The following is a 22,731-nucleotide window of genomic DNA, read 5'->3' on the forward strand; positions in this document are numbered from 1 at the left end:
CGGCGCTGACCGCACATGCACTCGAAAGAAGTACGAGGGCGACAACGGCGAATCGACGAATCAGCGATTTCTCCGACAACACAACTCACCCGCTGTCATCAGTAGAATCCTCAGGTCAAGCCACAACGACCAATTGGCGATGTAGTAGTTGTCGTACCGAGACCTGTCGGCGATGGAAGTGTCACCTCGCAGTCCGTGCACCTGAGCGAGTCCCGTCAAGCCGGTCGGAACGCGATGGCGCGCCCAATATAGCTCGTGAATAGCGGAAAACTCGCGAACGAAACCGGGACGCTCCGGGCGTGGCCCGACGACGCACATGTCGCCGCGCAGCACGTTCCACAACTGGGGCAGCTCGTCGAGCGACGTGCGGCGCAGGAACCGGCCGACCGGACCGACCCTGGAGTCCCCGACGACCGACCACGTCGACTGCGAGTCGTCCGCACCGGTCTGCCGGACGCTGCGGATCTTGTAGAGGGTGAACGTGCGGTCGTCCATGCCGACGCGGACCTGCCGGAAGAACAACGGCCGACCGCTCTCGACCAGCACGGCGAGCGCGCACAGCCCGATCACCGGCGAGAGCACGACCAGCGCGAACGCCGCCAGCAGCAGGTCGGCCGCGCGCTTGATCCACCAGGTCGGCCTGCTGGTCGGGGCGGTGCCGAGGCGCATCAGCGGGTAGCTGCGCAGCCGTTCGATGCCGGGGCCGTCCGGGTGCAGCTCGTACATGCGGGGCACGACGAGCGTCGAGCAGCCGAGCCGGTGCGCGGTGATCGCCGCCTCGACCAGCGGTGAGTCGCGGGTGTGTGAGAACGCGAGCACGACGGTGCCCGCCTTGAGCCGCACGATCGCGTCGGCCAGGTCGTCCTCGATCACCTCCAGCAGCGGCGGGCGGCGGTCGGGATCGGGCCCGGAGTCGGCGAACGCGACGGGCCGCAGGCCGAACTGGGGGTGCTCCAGCATGGTCTTGGCGAGGTTCACGCCGACCTCGCCCGCGCCGACGATGATCGTGCGGTCGCAGCGGTCGAACCTGCGCCGGCACCACCGCCCGAACGCGAAGATCACCCACCTCACGGGCTCGATGACCAGCGCGAACGCGATCATCGCCCACTGCGCGTCCGCGAGCTCACGCGCGTCGGAACCGCTGATCAGGCCGATTCCGGACAGCAGCGCGAACGCCAGCGCGGTGCTCGCCGCCGACCGGGGCAGGTCCTGCAGCCACGACAGCCACAGCCGCCGCCGGTAGAGCCGCCAGGTTCCCCTGATCGTGATCACCGACGCCACGACCGCGGCGCTCCAGCCCCAGCCAAGCCCCCGGTGCGCGCACACCGCGGCGAGCGTCACCGCGTCGGCGAGGACGAGCAGGACAGCGACCGCGTTCACCCGGCTGAGGAGGTCCCTGCCGACCGAGGACGGCTTGAGGGGGCGCTGGCGCGGGGGGTGTCTGTGATCAGCCTCGCGCGCGGGCTGGGGTGCTGCGGGAACGGCAACCGCCGAGAATCGCCTCATGGAAGATCATCCGATCGAAGGAGTTTTGACCGCAAAGGTGCACGAAAGAGTGAATGAACTCTGATGAATCAGCTCTTCGGGTATCAATATTCCCTCTTTGGTGTCCCGCGTGAACGCACTTGGTGAGGTTTCGACGCTGCTTTCGCCCTGAACACACCCAGGGCCCGCCTCAAAGCTTTAGCACGTCGTGTCAATAATTCTCGCCATCAACCACGAGCCACCGAAGAGGGGGCGCCAGAGTGAGAGTCGACGAACACGGCATCCGGCATTCGGCCGGTGAGCCTGTCGCGATCGTGCAGAAGCCGATCCGCACGTGTGGCGACGTGCACGTCGTGCTGCCCGCCTACAACGAGGCCGTGGCGCTGCCGTCGCTGCTGGCGCGCATCGCCGGCACCGACCTCGCCGACCGGATCACGGTGTGGGTGGTCGACGACGGGTCGTCCGACGGCACCGGGGCCTGCACGGCCGACGTGCGCGGGCTCGACGTGCGGCTGGTGACGCACCCGGTCAACCTCGGGCTCGGCCAGGCCGTCCAGTCGGGACTGATGGCCGCGCTGGAGGAGGCGGCGCCCGACGACGTGCTGATCGTCATGGACGCCGACGACACGCACGACCCCGGCGTGTTCCCCGCGATGCTGGCCGAGATCAAGGCCGGCGCGGACGTCGTGATCTGCTCCCGCTTCGTCGCGGGCGGCGACGACTCGACGGCGCCGCAGTGGCGCAGGCTGCTCTCGCGCGGCGCCCGCGTCGTTTTCGGCAAGGTGCTGCACTTCGACGGCGTCCGCGACTTCACGAGCGGCTTCCGCGCGTACCGGGTGAGCCTGCTGCGCCGGGCCGCCGCGCACTGGGGCGAGCGCCTCGTCGAGGAACGCGGCTTCGCCTGCATGGTCGAACTGCTGCTGAAGCTGCGGCACTGCGGGCCGATCGTCAGCGAGATCCCGCTGCACCTGCGCTACGACCGCAAGCCCGGCGCCAGCAAGCTCCGGCTCGGCCGCACCCTCAAGCAGTACCTGCTCCTGCTCACGCGTGACCGCCTCGCGCCCGTACCGTTCCGGAAGCTCTGATGCCCCAACGCGTCGTCGTCATCGGCGGGGGCATCTGCGGCCTCGCCACCGCGCACCGCCTCGCCCGCGAGGGCCTGGCCGTGACGCTCCTGGAGGCCAGTGACCAACTTGGTGGCCTCGGCACGTTCTTCACCTCGCGGGGCCGTTCCGTGGAACGCTTCTACCACTGCGTGATGCCGACCGACGCGGCCCTTCTGGCGCTGCTGGACGAGGTCGGCCTGCGCGAGAGCGTCACCTGGAACCCCACCACGATGGGCATGGTCGTCGAGGGCGAGCACCGCTCGTTCAACTCGGCGCTCGACCTGCTGCGGTTCCGCCCGCTGAGCCTCGTGAACCGGATCCGCTTCGGCGTGGTCTCGTTGCTGCTGCGCCGGTTGGGCAAGGGCAAGGACCTCGACTCGATGCGCACCGAGGACTGGCTGCGCGGCCTGTACGGCGACAAGATCTGGGACCTGCTGCTCGCGCCCCTGTTCGGCGCGAAGTTCGGCTCCGCCTTCGGTGACGTGCCCGCGCTGTACGTGTGGCAGCGCCTGGGCCGTGAGAGCAACGAGGCGGTCCGCGGTTACCCGGCCGGTGGCTACAAGAGCGTCATCGACGCGCTGAGGGCGTCCATCGAGGCCCACGGCGGCGAGGTTCGCGTCTCGGCCCCGGTCGGCAGGCTGGAGGCCTCCGAGGACCGCGTGCTGGTCACGTTGATCGACGGCGAGACGATCGAGGCGGACCACGCGGTCTCCACGGTCCCGCTGCCGGCGCTGCGGGCCATCGCGGACGCGGACCTCGCGCCGCGGCTGCCCGACGTGCGGCTGCCGTACCAGGGCGTCGTCAACACGTTGTTCTTCCTGCGCAAGCCGTTGTCCGGGCACTACTGGGCGCCGGTGATCCGGTCGGGCACGGACTTCGACGGCGTGATCGAGATGACGCCGCTCACCGGCTCCGAGCGCTACGGCGACCGGCACCTCGTGTACGTGATGCACTACACCGACCGCGAGTCCGCGCTGTACCGCGAGGACTCCGACAGCATCGCCCGCCGCTGGACCGAGCAGCTGCTCAGCGTCCACAAGGGACTGACGCCGGACGACGTCGACGAGGTGCGCGTGTTCAAGGCGCCGTTCGTCGAACCGGTGTACCCGCTGGGATACCTCGCGCAGCGCCCGCCCGTCGAGGTGGCAGGCACGCGACTGCGGCTCGCCACCACGGCCCACGTCTACCCCAACGTCACGAGCTGGAACTCGAGCGTCGAGCTCGCCAACTCCGTGACGGACGCCCTCCTGCGCGACGCCAGGAGTCCCTCGAACCAGGAGAGCACCGCATGGTCAGCAGAATCGGCGCGGTGATCGCAGCACTCACGATCACCGCGGTCAACCTGGTCTCCTCCCAGCACGTGCAGGCTGATCCCGCACCGCTGCTCCCCGACCTCCGCCAGGCGCCCATCGGCTGCCCCGGCGGCTACGACGGCGCGCCGCTGCTGTGCCGCGCCTGGGACGTCTGCCTCGTGGAGGACGCCTCGGCGCCGCGCGGCAAGTGCATGAACCGCGGCGGCAGCGCCCAGGCCGTGCGCCTGCGGTTCACCACCTCGATCGACAACGTCGGCGACGGCCCGTTGCTGCTGCACGCGCACCGCGACAGCACCTCCACACCGACGATGAAGGTGCGCCAGGCCGTGCAGTCCGGTGTGGACGGTTCGCTCGCCGGCTCGTACAACGAGGCGCGGCGGGAGACGAAGTCCAGCGCCTACTACGAGCCCGCGCCCACGCACACGCACTGGCACCTGCTCAACTTCGAGTACTTCCAGCTGCGCACGCCCGACGGCGGCGTGGTCGTGACGGACCGCAAGAACGGCTTCTGCATCGGCGACCGCTACACGGTGTCCGACGACCTGGAGCACAGGCCGGCGGACCCGGACAGCCCGGAGGGCAAGCTGGCGCAACGGCTTCGCGGCCACATGTGCGAGCACCACAACCCGTCAGCCCTGGACGTCATGTTCGGGATCTCGGTCGGTTCCGGTGACGACTACAAGCACGAGGTCGACTTCCAGTGGCTGGACCTCACCCGCGTGAAGTCCGGGACCTACGACGTCGTCAACGTCGTGAACGCCGACCGGGCGTTGCTGGAGAAGAACTACGACAACAACGCGGCGTCGATCGCGATCTCCGTGCAGTGGCCCAAGGGCGCGGTGAACCCGCCCGCCACGATCGAGGAGGCACCCTCGGTCCGCATGATCCGCAGTTGTCCCGGCAAAGCGCGTTGCGCGAAGTCGCCCAACTGAGCGATTTCGAATCGAACACCCGAACGGGGGTGATCGCCACGGCGGTCATCCCCGTTTCTTTTGTACCGGCACAAACGGGCTGGAATCGGGCTCGCTTTACCACGTGGAACACCAAAGATACAAACCTTACTCTGCGAAACCGACATCAGTTGCACATAGCACACCCATACGCGCAGGCGCAATTGCGCTCAATGGCAGGCTCAAACACCCCAGTCAATAGACCGAGTGGTGCAATCTTCATCACAGTGGAGAGTGTCGCACGCAACCCCCTTGGCTCTTGACCTGGGCATGTGGCCGCTTGAGAGAATTCACGGTGCGATTCCACCCCGTCAGGGATTGCAAATGACCTGATTCTCCGGCCGATCAGGAGTGCCCCATCTTGAGCGCGCCACCCGTCTCGTTGCACGATTTCGCCATTGGACAACTACACGACCTACTGCGCGCTGTCGGTTTGACGAAGTCAGCCGAAAGCGCGACAAAACTGCTGGGTGAGGCATTAGGCCCCGGTTCCAGGCTTCCCCGGTCCGCAGTTCCCCATTGGCCCTCATTCGTCGCAGACGACCACACCCCGCTCGAATTCTCCGTGGCTTTGGCCCAAAACGAACCGCCCGCCGTGCGCATGATCGTCGAGTCGCTCGCCGAGCAGCCGGGCAGGCAGGCCAACGTCACGGCGGCGTTGCGGGTGCTCGACGACCTGGCCGAACGGCACCAGGTGCGGCTCGCGAAGCTCGACCTGGTCCGCGACCTGTTCCTCCCGGAGGACCCCCAGGGCGCGTTCGCGTTCTGGTACTCGCTGATCGTCCAGCCGGCGACGCCTCCCGCGATCAAGGTCTACCTCAACCCCGACGTGCGCGGCCGTGAGAACGCGACCGCCCTGGTCGGTGAAGCGCTGTCCCGGCTCGGTCTGAGCGCGGCTCTCCCGGCCGTCCAGGAGCACGGGCTGCGCCGAGAAGGGCTCGACCGGTTCTCCTTCTTCGCCCTCGACCTCATGGACGAGAACCAGGCCCGCGTGAAGGCCTACGTCTCGCACGACGACGCCGTGGTCGAGGACGTGGTGAGCGCGGCGGCCGCGGTGCCCGGCGTGGACCCGACGTTCCTGGCGGACGTCTGCGAGCTCGCCTGCGGCGGCACGGGGCCGTTCTCCCGGCGGCCCCTGATGTCGAGCTACACCTTCCTGTCCGGCGACACGGAGCGCCCCAGCGGCTACTCCCTCTACATCCCGGTGCGGGACTACGTGCAGGACGACCTGGAGGCGTGCGAGCGCGTCCTGGCGATCATGGCCAGGTGCGGGCTCGACCCCGCGCCGTTCGTGATGGCGCTGGCGAGCCTCGTCCAGCGCCCGCTCGGGGACGGCGTCGGCCTGATCCCGCACGTGTCGCTGAGGCTGGGCAAGCCGAAGCCCGGTGTCTCGGTCTACCTGTCCTCGGAGGCGTACGACGTCACGCCGCCCCGCACCAAGGCACTATCCGCTTAGCGCTGCACCAGAAAGGCCACCGCCGTGGAGCCTTACCGCATCAAGGTCGTCGAGCCCATTCCGATCACCACCCGCGAGTTCCGGGAACGCCGGTACGCCGAGGCCGGGTACAACCAGTTCAACCTGACGGCCGAGGACGTCACGATCGACCTGCTGAGCGACTCCGGCACGGGCGCGCTGTCCGCGGAGCAGCAGGCGGCCGGCATGCGCGGCGACGAGACGTACGCGGGCGCCCGGTCCTGGTTCCGGTTCCGCGAGGTGGCCTCGGACCTCACGGGCTACGAGCACATCTTCCCCGTGCACCAGGGTCGTGCGGCCGAGCGCATCCTGTTCAGCGCGTTGCTCAAGCCCGGTCAGATCTCGGTCAGCAACACGCACTTCGACACCACCCGCGCGAACGTCGAGCTGGCGGGCGGCGTGGTCCGCGACCTCCCGTCACCGGCCTTCGCCGACCTCGACAGCGACGCGCCGTTCAAGGGTGACATCGATGTCATCGCGCTGGAGGCGTTGCTGGACGGGCCGGAGGACGTCGGCCTGGTGCTCATGACGATCACCAACAACGGCGGCGGCGGGCAGCCGGTGTCGATGGCGAACCTCGAAGCCGTGCGCGCGTTGTGCAGCAAGCACGGCGTGCCGTTCATCCTCGACGCGGCCCGGTTCGCCGAGAACGCGTGGCTCGTGACGCAGCGGGAGGAGCGCTTCCGCGGCCACAGCCCGCGCGAGGTGGCGAAGCTCGCGTTCCGGCTGGCCGACGGGTGCGTGCTGAGCCTGAAGAAGGACGGCATCGTCCACATCGGAGGGATGCTCGCGCTCCAGAACACCGATCTGGCCAAGCAGTGCGAACTCCTGCTGATCGCGACCGAGGGGTTCAGCACGTACGGCGGGCTCTCCGGCCGCGACCTCGACATGTGCGCGCAGGGCCTCGTCGAGGTCACCGACCCGATGTACCTGCGCGAGCGGGCCGACGCCACGGCCTACCTCGCGGACTGCGCGCGTGAGGCCGGTGTGGACAGTGTGCGGCCGACGGGCGTGCACGCCGTCTACCTCAACGCGGCCAGGCTGCTGCCGCACATCCCGCCGAGCCGCTTCACCGGGCACGCGCTCGCCTCCGAGCTGTACCTGGCGGGCGGAATCCGTTGCGCCGAGGTGGGTTCGCTCTACCTCGGGGACATCGACCCGTCCGGCGAGCTGCTCGCGCCCGCGCCGTTCGAGCTGGTGCGGCTCGCGATCCCGCGCCGCGTGTACACCCGAAGCCACCTGGAGTACGTGGCGGAGACGTTGGGGCACATCGCGAAGGACCCCGAGCAGGTGCCCGGCTACCGGCTCACGGAGGTGCCGCCGATCCTGCGGCCGTTCCGGTGCCGGCTGGAGCAGATCAAGGCCTAGAAATGTTTGAAGCCCTTGGCGCACAACGCCAAGGGCTTCGAACTCGCCTGCTTCAGGCCATCACGTCGAGCCGGTTCATCGCGTGCTCGATCACGCGGACCAGCACCGCCTTGCACGACTCGCGGTCGCGGGCGTCGCAGAGCACGAGCGGCACGTTGTCCGCGACGTCCAGCGCCACGCGCATCTCCTCCGCCGTGTAGGAGTGGCTGCCCTGGAAGCAGTTCACCGCCACGACGAACGGGATGCCCCTGCGCTCGAAGAAGTCGATCGCGCCGAAGCCCGCGTCGAGCCTGCGGGTGTCGACCAGGACGACGGCGCCGATCGAGCCGATGGCGAGCTCGTCCCACAGGAACCAGAAGCGGTCCTGGCCCGGCGTGCCGAACAGGTAGAGCACCAGCTCGGGGTTGATCGTGATGCGGCCGAAGTCCAGGGCGACCGTCGTCGTGGTCTTGCCCTCGACGCCGTAGAGGTCGTCGATCTCCTCGCCGGCCTCGGTGAGCAGTTCCTCGGTCCGCAACGGCGTGATCTCGCTGACCGCGCCGACCATCGTGGTCTTGCCGACGCCGAAACCGCCTGCGACGACGATCTTGACGGAGGTGGGGACGGAGAGTTCTTCCCTGCCCTGCTCAGATTGCACGGACACCATCGAGCACCTTCTGGAGTAGGTTCATGTCGACCGGGACCACCTTGGTGGACGGGCCGCTGGTGATCACGTCACCGCGCTGGATGAGGTCGCTCAGAAGCACCTTCACCACGACGAGCGGGGCGTGCAGGTAGGCGGCGACCTCCGCGACGGAAAGCGGTTTCCGGCAGAGTTTGATGATCTCCAGGTGCTCCACCGACAGCGTGCCCTGGTCCGTTGTCGTGCGCAGCGCCCGGACCTGGGTCGTGAGGGTCAGGTCCTCGCCCGCGGGCTTGGGCCTGGTGCGACCGCTCACCATGGCGTAGGGGCGGACCATCGGGCCCGCCGCCTCGTCGTACCACCAGTCGGAGGAGTTGCTCATGACAACCCGAGGGGGTTCGGCATCCTCGGCGAGGCCATTGTTCGCGGCGCCGAGGAGAGGTAGGCGCCTACGCGCTTCACGAGCATGTTCATCTCGTAAGCGATCATGCCCATGTCGGCGTCCTCGTCGCCCACCACCGCGAGACAGGCTCCCTGTCCGGCCGCGGTGACGAACAGGTGTGCGCGCTCCATCTCCACGATGGTCTGGCGGACCTGGCCTCCTCCGAAGTGTCTCCCCGTGCCGCGAGCGAGGCTCTGGAACGCCGACGCCATCGCCGAGAGGTGATCGGAGTCGTCCTTGGAGAGTTCGGGAGAGTGGGCGAGCAGCAGGCCGTCCGCGGAGAGCACCACCGCGTGCCGGGCACCTACCACTCTCGCGACGAGGTCCTCCAGCAGCCAGTTGAGCTCGGGGTGCCCGCTGGTCAGGTCGTCCACGGAAATAGCCCTTTCAGTATTCGTGATCACGGTTCCACGACGTCGTCGGCCTGGCGGGCGTCACGCGTGCCCCGCTGGAAGGCGGACATTCCGTCGCGGGTGCGTTCCGCCCGTTCCTCGGGGTTGAACTCCGCGAGTTCGGGCATCGGCCGGAGGTCGTCGTTGGCCAACTGCGGTACGAGGTGCTGCTGCCGCCTCCGGCGCGGCAGTTCGGGCCTGGCGTTCTGGCGCGTCGTGGCCTCACCTTCCGCCGGGTCGTCGGTCGGCCAGGCGCCTGCCCGGCGGTCGTCCCGGGGCAGCTCGAGCTGCCCGCTGTTGCTGTCCAGATCCCTTTCCGGGTCTGGGGCCGCGCCGTTTCCCACTGCCCTCCCGGCCCAGAACTCGTCCAGGTGGAAGGTCTCCGTGGGCCTCTCGGCGGGCAACGAGTCGTGCGTCAGGTCGCCCTGCATCGGGACCGCGGCCTCCAGGGCCTCCGGCGACCGCGCGGCCTGCTGCATCGTCTGCTGGCGGAACGTCGGCTTCGGCATCTGCACCGAGTCCGCGGGGTCCACCGCGCCCGCCTCGCCGACGATCAGCTCGGTCGGGATCAGGACCAGCGCGATGGTGCCGCCGGACGGGCAGTCGCGCAGCTCGACGTGGATGTGGCGGCGCGCGGCCAGCCGGGCGACGACGAACAGGCCCAGGCGGGACTCGCCGCGCAGCCTCATCGCCTCGAAGTCCGGCGGCGCCTCCAGCATCTTGTTGTGCTGCTCGCGGTCCTCGGTCTTGATGCCGAGGCCGTGGTCCTCGATCTCGATGACGAGACCCTGCGGCACCTCGCTGCTGTGGACCTCGACCTGCGAGCGGGGCGACGAGAACGACGTCGCGTTGTCAACGAGCTCGGCGATCAGGTGGATGGTGTCGGCGACGGCGGCGCCGACCAGCGCGACCTCCGGCACCGGGTTCACCTTCACGCGGGCGTACTGCTCGGTCTCCGCGACGGCGGCGCGGACGACGTCGAGCATGCGCACCGGCTTGCGCCACTGCCTGCCCGGCTGCTCACCGGTGAGGATGATCAGGTTCTCGGCGTTGCGGCGGGCGCGGGTCGCGAGGTGGTCGAGCTGGAAGAACGCGTCGAGGTGGTCGGGGTTCTCCTCCTCGCGCTCCAGCTTGTCGAGGATCTTGAGCTGGCGGTGCACGAGACCCTGGTTGCGGCGCGCGATGTCGAGGAAGACGCGGTTCACGCCCTCACGGGTCTGCGACTCCTTCACGGCCGCGGCGACGGCGGTGTACTGCGCGGCGTTGAACGCGTCGGCCACCTGCCCGATCTCGTCGTTGCCGTAGTCGAGCGCGGGAACCTCGGCGGCGACGTCGACGTGCTTGCCGTCGCGCAGCCGTTCGACGATGCTCGGCAGCCGCTCGTGGGCGAGCTTCAGCGAGTCGCTCTTCAGGCTGATCAGGCGGACGATCAACGCCTTGTTGACCAGCCGGTTCGAGACGCGCACGGCGACGAAGATGCCGGCGATGACCGCGATGAGGGCGATGAGGCTGCCGATGAGGACGGTGGTGAACTTGTCCTTGCCGTTCGCCATGGCGATGTTCACGGCGCCGGTGGACTGCTCCTGCACCAGCGTGGTGATCTCCTGGGACACCGCGCGGGTGGCGTTCTCGTAGTCCCCCAGCGCGACCTGCTGGCCGATCGGCCGTTCCGCGTTCTGCAGCAGGCGGTTCTCGAACGTCACCAGCTGCTGGTACGGCGCGCTGCCGATGATCTGCTTGTAGTGCTCGCGCACCTCGGGCAGCGCGGTCGGCTCGATGACGTTGAGCGTGAAGTGGTACGCGCCGACGAGCTGGACGAAGTCGCGGTGCTCCTCCGGCGTGAACTTGCCCGCCGCGATCGCACCGGCGGCGATGGAGCTGGACCGCGACATGGCGTCGGAGGCCTGGAACGCCTGGAGCGCGCCGAGCGCGCCCTGCACGGTCTCCGCGTCGGGCACGATGCGGGCCTGCGTGCCGAACAGCGACCCACCGGCGTCGAGGACGCTGTTGTAGTAGCGGTAGACCTCGTCCTTGGACGAGTTGCCGGACTCCAGGCGCTCGCGCTGGTCCGGCAGCTGGTCGAGGAGCCCGTTGAGCTTGTTGATGCCGTCGACGATCTCCTGCGGCGCCTGCGAGGCGAGCTCGCCGAAGGCCGCCTTCATCTTCTCGACGTCCTTGTCGGTGTCCTGCTGCTGCTTGAGCAACGCCGACGAGGACCCGCCGGAACGGCTCAGGCTCGTCATGCTGAGCTCGCGTTCCTTCTGCAGCGACGCGAAGGACTGGACGGCGGGGATCGACGCGTCCCGCGCGCCGGAGGCGACCAGCTGGAGGTAGAGACCCTCGAACACCGTGTACGACGAGAACAGCGCCCACATGGCCAGAAGGACGACGCTGGGAACCACCACGACACCAGTGAGCCGAGAACGAATTGTCTTGTAATTCGTCTCAGGCACGTTCTTCAGCTTCACAACGCTCCACGACCACCCGAATTGGCGACGGAAAGATAGCACTGCAAGATCAACACTATCAACAGCGATGATCTTGGAGGGGTGAGAGCAGAGTACTCAGTCAGATGCGCGGCGCAACACCCCCTATCCGAGTTCGACCGCCCTGTCGCGTTGGGGGAACGCACTCCCGCAGCTAGGGGGACCGGCCATGTCCGAGCGGGCGAAAGGGACGCCGAGCTGGACTTTTGTCAGCGAACACTGGGAACGAGCCCCTAATGGGCGGCAGCTTGACACGGGCGCATGGCATCTTCTAAGCAAGAACGCAGCGCGACCGGACGTCGCTTTCCGTCACCAGTGCTTTTTCGGGAATTCACGCGACCCACAGTGATCAACTCCCCTATTCCCCTGTCGCCCCCGAGCAGTTCCCCGTCATCAGGAACGCGTCAATTCCGCTGGTCATGGCCGTGACGAGACGAAACCGGCATCGGTCAGGGCGCGGCACACCCGCCTGCCGCAGTGTCCTGGGCCACACGGCGACCGGGACTACTCCGTCCGGGTAACCCGCGGCCGCGCGCTCAGACACTCTGCGCGTTTTCTGTCCGTTTTCTGCCCGGCAGAACCCCTAGCCAGAAGGATTGGCGTGGAATAGAAATTCTTTCGTCCGGTTCGCGAGTGCCCGCAGGTTCTCCGACAGCGGTGAACGCGAGTCGTTTTCTTGTTCGACCGCGACGATCAGCGGAGATGGGTCGCACGGCGTTCCTCACGCGCCTGCTCGATGCGCACTTCCAGCTCCTCGAACCACTGCCGGCCCTGCGCGCCGCAGCTGTCGCGGATCTCGTGCTTGAGCTCGGACGTGTTGGCGTTCAGGTCGCGGACCATGCCCAGCCCGTGGTCGACCTGCGTGCGCAGTTCGCCCTGCGACCTGGCCAGATGTGCCGCGGCCTCCCGCATCTCGGCGCGGGCCCGCCTGCTCACGGTCAGCTGGAGCGGCGCGCTGCGGGCCCGGCGGACCAGGGAGGACATCGTGCGCAGCGAGATCTGCGCGGAGGAGTACGCGTCGTGTGCCGTGTCGGCGCACTGGTACGACTCGCGGTGGAAGACGCGCAGCGAGTGGAACTCGACGTCGGAGCGTCCCGGGTCGCGGGCCTGGAGCTTCACCAGGCGTGCCTGCACCTGTTCGGCCTGGCGGCGGACCTTGGCGTTCTCGGCGCGGACGCGCTTCAGCGCGCGGTCGGCCTGGGCGGCGGCCTCGCGCACCTCCTCGACGCTGACGCGGCGGGCGCGGCGGTCCCACAGGGACATCACGACGAGCACGCCGGCACCGACGAGCGCGGCCGTGCCGAAGAACGGCAGACCGTCGTCGATGACGTGCTCGCCCGCGGTGGACGGTCCCTTGTGCAGGAAGGCGAAGACGTTGACGGCGGTGAGCAGCACCAGGCCGCGTCCGAAGAGGCCTGACCACCGCTTCAGCGGCGGGGCGCCGCGCACCCGTCCGTCGCGTTTCAACGCGAACCGGACCAACAGGACACTCAGCGGGACGGAGACGGCGGCGCCCCAAAGCCATTCATGCAGGAACGGCTGGTGCTCCGGCACGCCGTCGACGTGGATGCGGGCCGCCATCGCCGGTGAGATCAGCACGATCGCCAGCGGTACCAGGAAGAACACGGCGAAGATCGCGAGCCCGCAGCCGCCGCAGCCGCGGTTGTTCCGGCGGCTCACCGGCGGCGGCGCGGCGTGCGGGTGGGTGCGAGGGCGGCGGCGCCGGACCCGTTGAGGACCTTGTCGATGACGTCGGCGACGCCTCCGGTGAGGTCGGAGTGGTGCTGCACGAGCATCGTGGTGAAGTGCTGGGTCAGGTCGATGTACGCGCGGCGTTCGGCCAGCGCGATGCCCGGCTTGACGGTCGCGCGCTGCATGTTGACCATGCACTCGCGCAACGCCGCCGCGCTCTTGTCGGCACGGCCGAGCTCCTTGCGCATGCTGCGCAGCGTGGAGGAGGACTCGCGGCGGCGCTGGTCCAGCGCCGCCAGCTTGACGTCCCTGTCGTCCACCGCCTTCGCCTCGCTGATCCGGCGGATCTCGGTGGCCAGTGCGTACGTCTCCGCGACGCACCGGCCCGCGTCGCCGAGCGGCTTCAGCTGCTCGGCGACACGCGACAGCGCGTCGGTGAAACCGACATGGCTGCCCTCGACGGTGACCAGGCCCATGGATCGTTCATCACGTCGTTCCGGCCGAGCGTTACAGCCCGAACGAATCCGGCTCAGGGTGTGAGAATCGCGCGGCCCCGCACCCGTCCGCCGTCGAGGTCGTCGATCGCGTCCTGGAACCTGTCCAGCGGGTACTTCTGCGTGTGCAGCGTGACCTTCCCCTGTGCCGCCAGCACCATCAGCTCGCACAGGTCGTTGTAGGAGCCGACGAGGTTGCCGATCAGGTTGATCTCGGTGGAGATGATGTCGATCGTGGGCACGTCGATGTTCTCGCCGTAGCCGACGACGTGGTAGTCGCCCGCCCGCCGCAGCATCGCCACGCCGTCCTTCGTGGCACCGCCCTCGCCCACGAAGTCGATGACGGTCTCGGCGCCGTCGCCGCCGGTGAGGTCGAGGACCGCGGAGACGTGCGAGCCGTCCGCGACGACGCCGTGGTCCGCGCCGATCGTCTCGGCGAGCTTCACCGCGTCCGGGTTGCGGTCCACGACGACGATCTCGGCCGCCGTCAACGCCTTCAGCACCTGCACGCCGATGTGTCCGAGGCCGCCGGCGCCGATCACCACGCACCGGTCCCCCGGCCGCAACCTTCGAGCCGCCTTGGCCGCCGCGTGGTACGCCGTGAGGCCCGCGTCGGCGAGCGCGGCCACGTCGGAGGGTTCCAGCGCGTCGTCGATCTTCACGACGCTGCGGGCGGACGTCTTCAGGTACTCCGCGTACCCGCCGGCGGTGTCGATGCCGGGGAACTGGGAGGCGGCGCAGTGCACGTCGTCGCCGCTGCGGCAGGCACGGCACAGGCCGCACGTGATCAGCGGGTGCACGATCACCTTGTCGCCCACCGCGACGTTCGTGACGGCCGGTCCGACCTCGTGCACCCAGCCCGCGTTCTCGTGGCCGATCGTGTACGGCAGCACCACGCCGGACTTCTCCGCCCACTGCCCTTCGAGGATGTGCAGGTCCGTGCGGCACACGCCCGCGCCGCCGATGCGCACGACCACGTCGAACGGGCCGGTCGCCTTCGGCTGCTCGACCTCGGTGAGCTCCAGCGCCTGGTGGTAGCCGACTACCTGGACGGCCTTCATGCCGATTCCTCCATTGCGTAACGGGTGCGGAGCAGGCCGCGGCAGAAGTGCGCGTTGCCCTCGATGGAAATGCCGACCGAACGGGCGAACCGCAGCCGCAGCGGCAGCTGGCCCGCGGGCAGGGGCACGCCGGTGTCGTCGACGAGCACCGGCGCGTCCGGTGAGGTGTCGAAGCCGAGCGCGCAACGCCTGCGCCGCAACGCCTCCGCCGCCTTGGTCGCCGGGAGGTCTCTGAGCGTCAACGACCTCAGGCGGTCGACCGGCACGTCGCGCACGGCCCGTTCCATGGCCGCCGCGTGGGCCTTGCGCTGGAACGTGAGCCGCAGCTCCTCCAGTTCACGGGAGGCCTCTTCTCCGTACGTGCCGACGAACCCGGAGTCGGCGGCGATGCCCCGGTTGATCACGTCCGAGTCGTGGTGGTCGTCGAGCACCACGACCACGTGCGGCGCCAGGTCGCGCAACGCGTCCTTCGAGTCCGACGCCATGAGGTACGCGAAGTTCGGCGAGCAGAACGCGGTCGGCAGTCGCAAGTGGACGGTCAGGACACCGCCGTCCAGCTCGACCGACCGGACGAACCCGAGCGTCGTGATGGGCTCGTCCAGCTCGGGATCCATCACCTCGTCGAGCGCCTTGAACACGGCCGTCCTGATCATGCGACCGCCACCGCCTCCTGCTCGACCGGCGCGATGTCGAGGCCCTCGGGCACCGGGATGTCGTACATGTGCGCCGCGTTGAGGCCGAGGATCTTCTTCTTCTGGGCCACGGTGAGCGGCGCGTACTCGGTCATGTCCTCGGGGATCTGGAAGTCCACGAACCGCTCGACCAGCCAGCGCGGCGTCCACAGCGCGTAGTCGCTGGAGAACTGGATCCTGTCCTCGTTCAGCCAGTACAGCAGCTCGCCGATGATCTGCGCGAAGTACCGCGGCCGGGTGTGGATGAACGGCATCGCGACCGCGAGCCCGGCGTGCACGTTCGGTTCCTGGGTGGCGATCCAGCAGAAGTCCTCCAGGCGCGGCAGCCCGCAGTGCTCGACCACGAAGTTCAGCTCGGGGAAGTCCGTCGCCACGTGGTCGACGTCGGCCACGTCGAACGCGTCGCGGTCGAGCGGCCGGATCGTGGGCCCCTTGTGCACGTGGATGTTGCGGATGCCTAGCTCCTGCGCGGCCTCCAGGTACTTGTAGCTCCACGGGTCGTCGAGCCGGTAGCCGCGCGAGTCGCCGTACCACTCGGCCGTGTAGAGCTTCACACCCTTGAGCCCGAACCGTTGCGCGTCGCGCTTGAGCTCGTCGAGGCCCTTCTGCTCACGGCGCGGGTCCCAGCAGTGGTTGTAGGTGAGCTTGTCCGGGTGCTGGGAGGTGAGCTCCCACGCCTCCTCGGTCTGTCCGAACCCGTTGTTGTAGAACGCGCCGAGGTGGGCGGGCTGGAAGATCGCGTGGTCCACGTACCCGTCGTCGAAGAGGTCCTTCATCAGGCGGTCGCCACCCTGGTACAGGTACTCCTCGTACGGCCACACCTCCGACTCGGGCGAGAGGTTGCGGTGGTAGTCGTAGAAGCAGTCGATGAACTGCTTGCCGTGGATGTTGCGCTGGTTCTCCGGGCGGGCGTCCCAGAGAGCGACGTGCGCGTCGACGATGAAGTAGGTCTCGCCGTCCTTCGAGTACATGGCCGCCTCCTGTGGTGGTTGTGGCAGACCGTAGGAAGATCGGCGCAGCTCAGGCACCCACCCGGTGTCTCACTTTGAGACAGCGGGCCACACGCCGAACGGACGTGGCGGCCGTACTCTGGGCTTCGAACGCGCGACGAGGAGGTCGACGTGGACGACCGGCAGCTGGCCGCGATCCCGCAGCGACTGCGGGCGTCGTGGCTGCGCAGTGAGCGGTACGGCGTGCCCGAGGACGAGGTGCGGCCGGTCTTCACCGGCACGGTCGACACGTCCTCGCTGTTCTACGAGTGCGGCCACGAGGTGCTGCGCGGCCTGCACGCCACGCTGTCGAACGAGCCCATCAGCCTGATGATCACCGACAGCGACGGACTGGTCCTGACCAGGCTGTGCACCGACCCGTCCATCGTCCGCTCGCTCGACCGCGTCTACCTGGCTCCCGGCTTCTACTTCGCCGAGACCAACGCCGGCACGAACGGCCTGGGCCTCGCGCTCGCCGACCGCACCGCGTCACTGGTCCGCGCCGACGAGCACTACTGCACGGGCCTGCGCGGCTACACGTGCGCGGCCGTACCGGTGGTCGACCCGGTGTCCGGCGCGCTGGCGGGCAGCGTGAACCTCACGACCTGGTCCGACCAGTCGTCCGACCTGCTGCTGGCGCTGGCTCAGGCCGCGGCGGGCAACACGGCGGCGTTGATGCTGGCCCGCGCCTCGGGTCGCAAGGCCCGCCCGACCCCGCGCGGCGAGGTGTTCCGCGTCTACGCCGACCGCGTGGAGCCGCCGAGGCTGTCGTCGGCCTGGACGTCCGCGGTGGCGACGGCGGCCGAGGCGATGCTGGACGGCCGCGTGGTGGCCGTCGTCGGCGAGCCGGGAGCGGGCAAGACCGCGCTGGCCACGTGCGCGCGGCGGTCGGTCCGCCCCCGCGAACGCCTGCTCAACGCCCGTCCGCCCGCCCCGGACGCCGTCGGGGAGTGGCTGCGGCTGTGGACCCCGGAGCTGGGCAAGGCCGACACGTGCGTCGTCGTCTCGGACGTCGACGCGCTGCCCGCGTGGGCGGCGTCGTCGCTGGCACCGCTGCTGACCGGGTTCGTCCTGACCGCGACCGAGGCACTGCCCGAGGCGCTGGCGCCGCTGGTCGACGTCGTGGTGGAGGCACCGGCCCTGCGGTTGCGCCCGGACGACATCCTGCCGCTGGCCCACTACTTCGCGCACCGCGACCGAGGCCGTGAGGTCACGTTCACCTCGGCCGCCGCGCGCGCCCTGCTGTCGTACGAGTGGCCCGAGAACACCAAACAGCTGCGCCACGTCGTGCGCGTCGCCGCCGCCCGTTCGGACGTCGTCGACGTGCAGCACCTGCCCGCCGAGGTGTTCGCCGGAGTCGGCCACCGCCTGAGCAGGCTGCAGGTCCTGGAACGCGACGAGATCGTGCGGTGCCTGACCGCGCCGGGCGCGACGATCGCGCAGGCGTCCGCCGAGCTCGGCATCGGGCGGGCGACGATCTACCGCAAGATGGCGCAGTACGGGATCAAGGCCGACCAGATCAGGAACTAGTCACGGCGTTCGCGATGCGCAGCGTCATCTGCTGCTGACTGGCGTCCCTGACCGTCGGCGTGAACGAGTAGGCGATCCGGCGCTGCTGGTCGCGCGTCGAGAACATGCCCGCCGCATAGCCGTACCACTCCCCCGTCTTGCCCCACACCTCGACGCCGTTGACCGTGAAGGTCTGCAGGCCGGTGGCGTACCTCGCGGGCGTTCCGTCCACCATGGACACCTCGGGCAGGGTGAACATCTTCTCCAGCAACGGCTCCGGCAGCAGCCGGCCGCCGAACAGCGCGTCGGCGAACCGGGTGAGGTCGCCGGTCGTGGAGACCATGTCGCCCTCGCCGTGGGCACGGGACGAGTTGAAGTCGCTGACGTCGACCCTGCCCTGACCCGGCACGTCGAGGTAGCCGTGCACGTGCGCGCCGCGGATCGTGGTCTCGTTCCGTTGCGGCACATAGGTCTTCGTGAGGCCGAGCGGGCGGGTGACGCGCTTCTCCACCTCCCGCGCCAGGTCGTGGCCGGTGATCTTCTCGACGATCATCGTGGCGAGCAGGTAGTTGATGCCGCGGTACTCCTGCTTCGTGCCGGGCGTGAACTTCGGCTCGCTCTCCGGGATCAGGTCCCTGAGCTGCTGCGGCGTCCAGGAGTCGTAACGGTGCGCGATGACCTTGTCCGGTGTGCTCAGGTCCGGGTAGCCGACCTCGTTCGGGATCCCGCTGGTGTGGTTGAGGAGTTGCCCGACCGTCACGGCGTCGAGCGACTCGGGCACGTCCGGGAAGTAGTGGCGGACCTTGGTGTCCAGGCTGAGCCTGCGCTCCGCCACGAGCTGCAGCGCGACGGTCGCCACGAACACCTTGGTGACGCTGCCGATCCGGAACCTGTCGTCCGGGCGGACCTCCCGCTGCCCGTCCGCGAGGCCTTCCGCGCCGTACCAGCGGCCGGCCGGGCCCGCGACCCGCAGCTGCGCCGACGTCACGACCGGGTGCTCCAGGTCGGCGATGGCCGCGTGCAGCAGTTCCGGTTGCAACGGGGGTAGGGGAGTCGCGGCGACGAGTGCCGCGATCAGGAGTGTTTTCATGATCACCACGGTGCCGTGATGATCATGGCGCGGACATGGTGCCGGCCCCCGCTCTCGCGGTAGGGCCGGCACCAGCACCGCTAACGGACCGCGCGCACACCGTTCTCGAAGAACGCCAGCCGCACCTCGCGGTCGATCGCCCGCTCCGGGTGGTCCATGAGCCCGAACGCGAGCCCGTCCGCGCTCGTCACACCGGCGATGTCGTCGAACGACCCGTCCGGGTTCGAGTCCTTCTCGTACCGCAGCGCGACGCGGAAGCCCGCCGTCTCGCTGCCGGGGTCGAAGCGGCCCTCGCCGTGCGCGCACGGGAACGTGAGCGTCTGACCGCCCAGTCCGGTGAGCCACGGGCTGTCGTTGTCGTTCTCGACGACGTGCCGCTGGTTCTCCTCGTTGCGGAACGTGCCGGCGCTGTTGACCTTCAGGCCGACCTTGCCGAAGCAGCCGCCGCGCACCGCGATCTGGAACCCGTTGCAGATGCCGATGAGCGGACGGGAACGGGCCGTCTCGAACTGGTCCGCGAGGTGGCTGCGCAGCAACGCCGCCGCCACCGCGCCACCGCCGAGGTGGTCGCCGAACGAGAACCCTCCAGGAATGCAGAGGATGTCGGCGTCGTCGAGCCGTTCGGTGCCCGCGAGCAGGTCGGCCGCGAACCGCATCCGCGGCTCGGCACCTACCTCGGCGAACGCTCGGACGGTCTCCTCCTGGCAGTTGGTGCCGGGCAGGTACAGGACGTTGACGGTCGGCTTCATGCGATCCTCGCCGTGAACGAGTTGAGCCAGCCGTCGCGCGCGGCCGGTGCGAACAGGTCGATGCCTTCGAGCGCGATCCCGGTGCCCTCCAGCGTGCCTTCCAGCACACCGAGGACGACGGGGTTGAGCTCGGCGGGCAGTGCGTCGACGTCCTCGGGAGCGACCTCGACGACGGCGCCGACGCGGTGCTCGGCGAAGAGCGACTCGGTGCTCCCCGACTCCAGCTTCACGCCGATGCCGCCGGCCAGCGCGCCCTGGGCGAGCGTGGCGGCGACACCACCAGCGCCGATGCGGGCACCGCTGCGCAGCAGGGCACGGCTCGCGGCGAGCGCGGTCAGGTAGCTGTCCACATCGGACAGTTCCAGGTCGTCGAGCGCGCCGGTCGGCAGGCTGAGCTTGCGCGCGGCGACCGTGCCGACGGGGGACGACGTCTCCAGGCCGACGCGCACGAGCACGTTGCCCGCCGTGGTCCACTGCTCGCGCAGCAGGTCGTCGGTGTGCGGCACCTTGCCCAGCGCGGACAGGAACACCGCGGGCGGCACGCTGACGAGGCCCTCGTCGGTCTGCACGGAGCCGGCCGACGAGTCCTTGCCCGAGATGAGCGGCACGCCGAAGTGGCGGACCAGCACGGCGAGCTCGTCGACCATGCCGACCAGCCACTCGCGCCAGTGCGGCGACAGGTGCGGGGTGTAGAAGTTGTCGCACATGCAGATGTCCTTCACGGCGACACCCGCGAGCACCTGGCCCGCGATCGCCGAGCAGAACATCTGACGGGTCGCGGCGACCGGGTCGGCGTCGAACATCCACGGGTTGAACGCGGTGTTGAGCACGGCCGCGGCGGGCGAACCGGTGACCGGCGTGCCCGCCCAGTAGGACGTGCGGACCGACTGCTCGGTGCCGTAGTGCGGGCCGTACCAGGTGTTGCCCTGGACCGTGGAGTCGTACTGCGAGTCTGCGAAGTGCTGCGAGGCGACCTCGGCGTCCGCGACGACCTCCTCCAGCAGCCCGGCGAGCTGCGTGGGCGCGAGCTCCGGCCACTCCACGACGTCCGTCGGACGCGGCGGCGGGCCGACCTCGAACCGTTCGACGTCGAGGTCGAGCAGGTCGTAGGCCACGTCGAAGCCGGTCTCGCCCTGGTGCGCGGGCACGGCGTCGGGGGCGCCCGCGATCAGCGCCTCCTCGGTCAGGTCCGGGGCGTGGAAGACGTGGTAGCGGTTCGTGTCCGCGAACCGGCCGATGACCGTCGACCGGACCATGTGGCGGTCGAGGATCTGCTTCGCCCGCTCCTGGTGCTGCGGCGGGACGGCGAGCAGCATGCGCTCCTGCGACTCGGACAGCAGGATCCGCCACATCGGCAGCGCCGCGGTCTTCAACGGCACCAGCGCCGTGTTGATCCACACGCCGCACGCCTCACCGATCTCACCGACGGCGCTGTTCAGGCCCGCGCCACCGACGTCGGTCAGCGCGCTCATGCAGCCCGCCTCGCGCAGCTCGATCAGCGCCTTGCGGAACTTGACCTGCTCCAGCGGCGCGCCGATCTGCACGGCGGCGGTGTCCATCGTGGCGCCGGCCGAGCTGGCGGACGCGCCGTGGATGCCCTCGTTGCCGGTCAGGCCGCCGATCAGCACGACGAAGTCGCCGGGACGCGGGGTGCCGCGCTGCGCCGCCGACACGGGCAGCAGGCCGATGCTGCCGCCGAGCGCGAACGGCTTGGCGCGGTAGCTGGGGTGGAACGTCATGCGCGACGACATCATCGGCACGCCGAACGTGTTGCCGTACTCCTTGATCGCGCGGATCGTCTCGCCCGCGAGCCTCTTCGCGTCCGGACGGCCCTTGATCGGCGCGGGCGCCTCGGGCTCGCCGACGGCGGTGTACTCGAAGCTGCCGATCGGGTCGGCGGACAGCCCCGTCCCGAGGATGTCGCGCAGCACGCCGCCGAGCTTGGTCAGCTGGCCGAAGTAGCCGGAGATCGCCGACGGGCCGTTGTGCGTCTCGGCCTTGATCGCGATCGCGTGGCCGTCGTAGAAGTCCCAGACGCCCGCGTTGTCGTGGAACATGCTGAGCACGTTCGGGTTGTCGACGTCCTTCGCGGCCTGGACGAGCCTGCCGAGCAGGCTGCCCAGCGACTTCCACGTCGTGTGCGCGCAGTGGTCGCTCCAGCGGGCGTCCAGCGCCTCCAGCAGGACGTCGGTGACGAACTCGTCCCCGAGCGTGCTCTGCACGTGCTGGACGTGCTTCATCTGCACGAGCGAGAGGTTGCGGCCACCGGCGAGACCCAGCTCGGTGAGCGCCGCGTCGTCGAGCCCGCGCAGGTCGAACCGGGCGGCCGACTCGTAGTGGCCCTGCGGCACGAGGGTGTCGTAGTGCGGTTCCTCGTCGTGCAGCTCTTCGATCGTCGCGTTGAACCGCGTGCCGGCGACCAGGTCGCGCAGCGTCGGCGAGGCCGACCGGTAGCTGGTCGCGACCTTGCCCGCGCGCGCCTTCACCCCGAGCAACCCGCACACGGTGATGATCGAGTCGCTCTCGTTGTCGACCACGCCGCGCTTGTAGGCGACCTGCACGGCGCCCGGCTCCAGCGGCTGGTCCAGGGACACCTCGACGTCGAGCTGGTCCCCGAGCACGGCGGCCACCTCGGCCAGCGCGGCGGGATCCGGCGTGCCCTCGAACTCGACGTAGTAGTCGCGCCACACCTCGAGGTCGTCGAGCTCCCACGATCGGCCGAGCTCACGGATGTCGGGCTCCGCGACCCCCGCGGAGCGAACCGAGAACTTGTGGATCAACAATCCTCCTGCAGCTGAACGGTCGGGAGCCATTGTC

19 protein-coding genes are annotated in these 22,731 nt (G+C 69.3%); 6 read left to right on the top strand and 13 right to left on the bottom strand.

Annotated features, from left to right (window positions below):
• Positions 1-60: 60 nt before the first annotated feature.
• Positions 61-1,380 carry a sugar transferase gene (locus ACFWN2_RS16810; protein WP_382428384.1) on the bottom strand — a complete coding sequence of 440 codons (1,320 nt, stop codon included), beginning with the start codon at positions 1,378-1,380 and terminating at the stop codon, positions 61-63.
• Positions 1,381-1,745: 365 nt separating this feature from the next.
• On the opposite strand from ACFWN2_RS16810, the gene ACFWN2_RS16815 reads away from it, so the two are divergent.
• The 5 genes from ACFWN2_RS16815 to ACFWN2_RS16835 all read left to right on the top strand — a co-directional run bounded on the left by ACFWN2_RS16815 (position 1,746) and on the right by ACFWN2_RS16835 (position 7,696).
• Positions 1,746-2,570, top strand: coding sequence for a glycosyltransferase (locus ACFWN2_RS16815; protein WP_382428385.1), 825 nt, complete (start codon positions 1,746-1,748; stop codon positions 2,568-2,570).
• Positions 2,570-3,904, top strand: coding sequence for an NAD(P)/FAD-dependent oxidoreductase (locus ACFWN2_RS16820; protein WP_382428386.1), 1,335 nt, complete (start codon positions 2,570-2,572; stop codon positions 3,902-3,904). Before ACFWN2_RS16815 ends, ACFWN2_RS16820 begins: the two co-directional genes overlap by 1 nt.
• Positions 3,880-4,836 (top strand): lysyl oxidase family protein, encoded by a 957-nt coding sequence (locus tag ACFWN2_RS16825; RefSeq protein WP_382428387.1) that lies wholly within the window; start codon positions 3,880-3,882, stop codon positions 4,834-4,836. Before ACFWN2_RS16820 ends, ACFWN2_RS16825 begins: the two co-directional genes overlap by 25 nt.
• 451 nt (positions 4,837-5,287) lie before the next feature.
• Positions 5,288-6,310 carry a tryptophan dimethylallyltransferase family protein gene (locus tag ACFWN2_RS16830; protein ID WP_382428388.1) on the top strand — a complete coding sequence of 341 codons (1,023 nt, stop codon included), beginning with the start codon at positions 5,288-5,290 and terminating at the stop codon, positions 6,308-6,310.
• A gap of 24 nt (positions 6,311-6,334) precedes the next feature.
• Entirely contained in the window at positions 6,335-7,696 is a 1,362-nt protein-coding gene (locus tag ACFWN2_RS16835; protein WP_382428389.1) for a tryptophanase, read from the top strand.
• A gap of 52 nt (positions 7,697-7,748) precedes the next feature.
• On the opposite strand, the gene ACFWN2_RS16840 is transcribed toward ACFWN2_RS16835, so the two are convergent.
• From ACFWN2_RS16840 to ACFWN2_RS16880, 9 genes are all read right to left on the bottom strand, one after another.
• Positions 7,749-8,342 (bottom strand): ATP/GTP-binding protein, encoded by a 594-nt coding sequence (locus ACFWN2_RS16840; RefSeq protein ID WP_382428390.1) that lies wholly within the window; start codon positions 8,340-8,342, stop codon positions 7,749-7,751.
• Positions 8,323-8,700, bottom strand: coding sequence for a DUF742 domain-containing protein (locus tag ACFWN2_RS16845; protein WP_382428391.1), 378 nt, complete (start codon positions 8,698-8,700; stop codon positions 8,323-8,325). The genes ACFWN2_RS16840 and ACFWN2_RS16845 overlap by 20 nt, the downstream gene beginning before the upstream one ends.
• Positions 8,697-9,134 carry a roadblock/LC7 domain-containing protein gene (locus ACFWN2_RS16850; protein ID WP_253327446.1) on the bottom strand — a complete coding sequence of 146 codons (438 nt, stop codon included), beginning with the start codon at positions 9,132-9,134 and terminating at the stop codon, positions 8,697-8,699. The genes ACFWN2_RS16845 and ACFWN2_RS16850 overlap by 4 nt, the downstream gene beginning before the upstream one ends.
• Before the next feature lie 26 nt (positions 9,135-9,160).
• Positions 9,161-11,557 carry a nitrate- and nitrite sensing domain-containing protein gene (locus ACFWN2_RS16855; RefSeq protein ID WP_382428392.1) on the bottom strand — a complete coding sequence of 799 codons (2,397 nt, stop codon included), beginning with the start codon at positions 11,555-11,557 and terminating at the stop codon, positions 9,161-9,163.
• 774 nt (positions 11,558-12,331) lie between these two features.
• Positions 12,332-13,318: a hypothetical protein gene (locus ACFWN2_RS16860; protein WP_382428393.1), complete on the bottom strand. Its 987-nt coding sequence runs from the start codon at positions 13,316-13,318 to the stop codon at positions 12,332-12,334.
• Entirely contained in the window at positions 13,315-13,806 is a 492-nt protein-coding gene (locus ACFWN2_RS16865; protein WP_382428394.1) for a hypothetical protein, read from the bottom strand. Before ACFWN2_RS16865 ends, ACFWN2_RS16860 begins: the two co-directional genes overlap by 4 nt.
• 53 nt (positions 13,807-13,859) lie before the next feature.
• A complete protein-coding gene (locus tag ACFWN2_RS16870; protein ID WP_382428395.1) occupies positions 13,860-14,885 on the bottom strand; it encodes an NAD(P)-dependent alcohol dehydrogenase in 1,026 nt (341 codons plus the stop codon).
• The gene (locus tag ACFWN2_RS16875) at positions 14,882-15,538 is read right to left on the bottom strand and encodes an iron-sulfur cluster assembly protein (protein WP_382428396.1); all 657 of its coding nucleotides are present in this window, start codon (positions 15,536-15,538) and stop codon (positions 14,882-14,884) included. The genes ACFWN2_RS16870 and ACFWN2_RS16875 overlap by 4 nt, the downstream gene beginning before the upstream one ends.
• A complete protein-coding gene (locus ACFWN2_RS16880; protein ID WP_382428397.1) occupies positions 15,535-16,548 on the bottom strand; it encodes an amidohydrolase family protein in 1,014 nt (337 codons plus the stop codon). The genes ACFWN2_RS16875 and ACFWN2_RS16880 overlap by 4 nt, the downstream gene beginning before the upstream one ends.
• Before the next feature lie 150 nt (positions 16,549-16,698).
• On the opposite strand from ACFWN2_RS16880, the gene ACFWN2_RS16885 reads away from it, so the two are divergent.
• Positions 16,699-18,096 (top strand): helix-turn-helix domain-containing protein, encoded by a 1,398-nt coding sequence (locus ACFWN2_RS16885; RefSeq protein WP_382428398.1) that lies wholly within the window; start codon positions 16,699-16,701, stop codon positions 18,094-18,096.
• On the opposite strand, the gene ACFWN2_RS16890 is transcribed toward ACFWN2_RS16885, so the two are convergent.
• From ACFWN2_RS16890 to ACFWN2_RS16900, 3 genes are all read right to left on the bottom strand, one after another.
• On the bottom strand, positions 18,086-19,165 hold the full coding sequence (locus tag ACFWN2_RS16890) for a serine hydrolase domain-containing protein (RefSeq protein ID WP_382428399.1): 1,080 nt from the start codon (positions 19,163-19,165) through the stop codon (positions 18,086-18,088). The genes ACFWN2_RS16885 and ACFWN2_RS16890 overlap by 11 nt on opposite strands.
• Positions 19,166-19,245: 80 nt before the next feature.
• On the bottom strand, positions 19,246-19,914 hold the full coding sequence (locus tag ACFWN2_RS16895; RefSeq protein WP_382428400.1) for a phosphoribosylformylglycinamidine synthase subunit PurQ: 669 nt from the start codon (positions 19,912-19,914) through the stop codon (positions 19,246-19,248).
• A complete protein-coding gene (locus tag ACFWN2_RS16900) occupies positions 19,911-22,694 on the bottom strand; it encodes an AIR synthase-related protein (RefSeq protein ID WP_382428401.1) in 2,784 nt (927 codons plus the stop codon). Before ACFWN2_RS16900 ends, ACFWN2_RS16895 begins: the two co-directional genes overlap by 4 nt.
• Between the last annotated feature and the right edge of the window lie 37 nt (positions 22,695-22,731).

The sequence above is a fragment of the Lentzea sp. NPDC058436 genome, from assembly GCF_042721515.1.
Classification (GTDB): Bacteria; Actinomycetota; Actinomycetes; order Mycobacteriales; family Pseudonocardiaceae; genus Lentzea.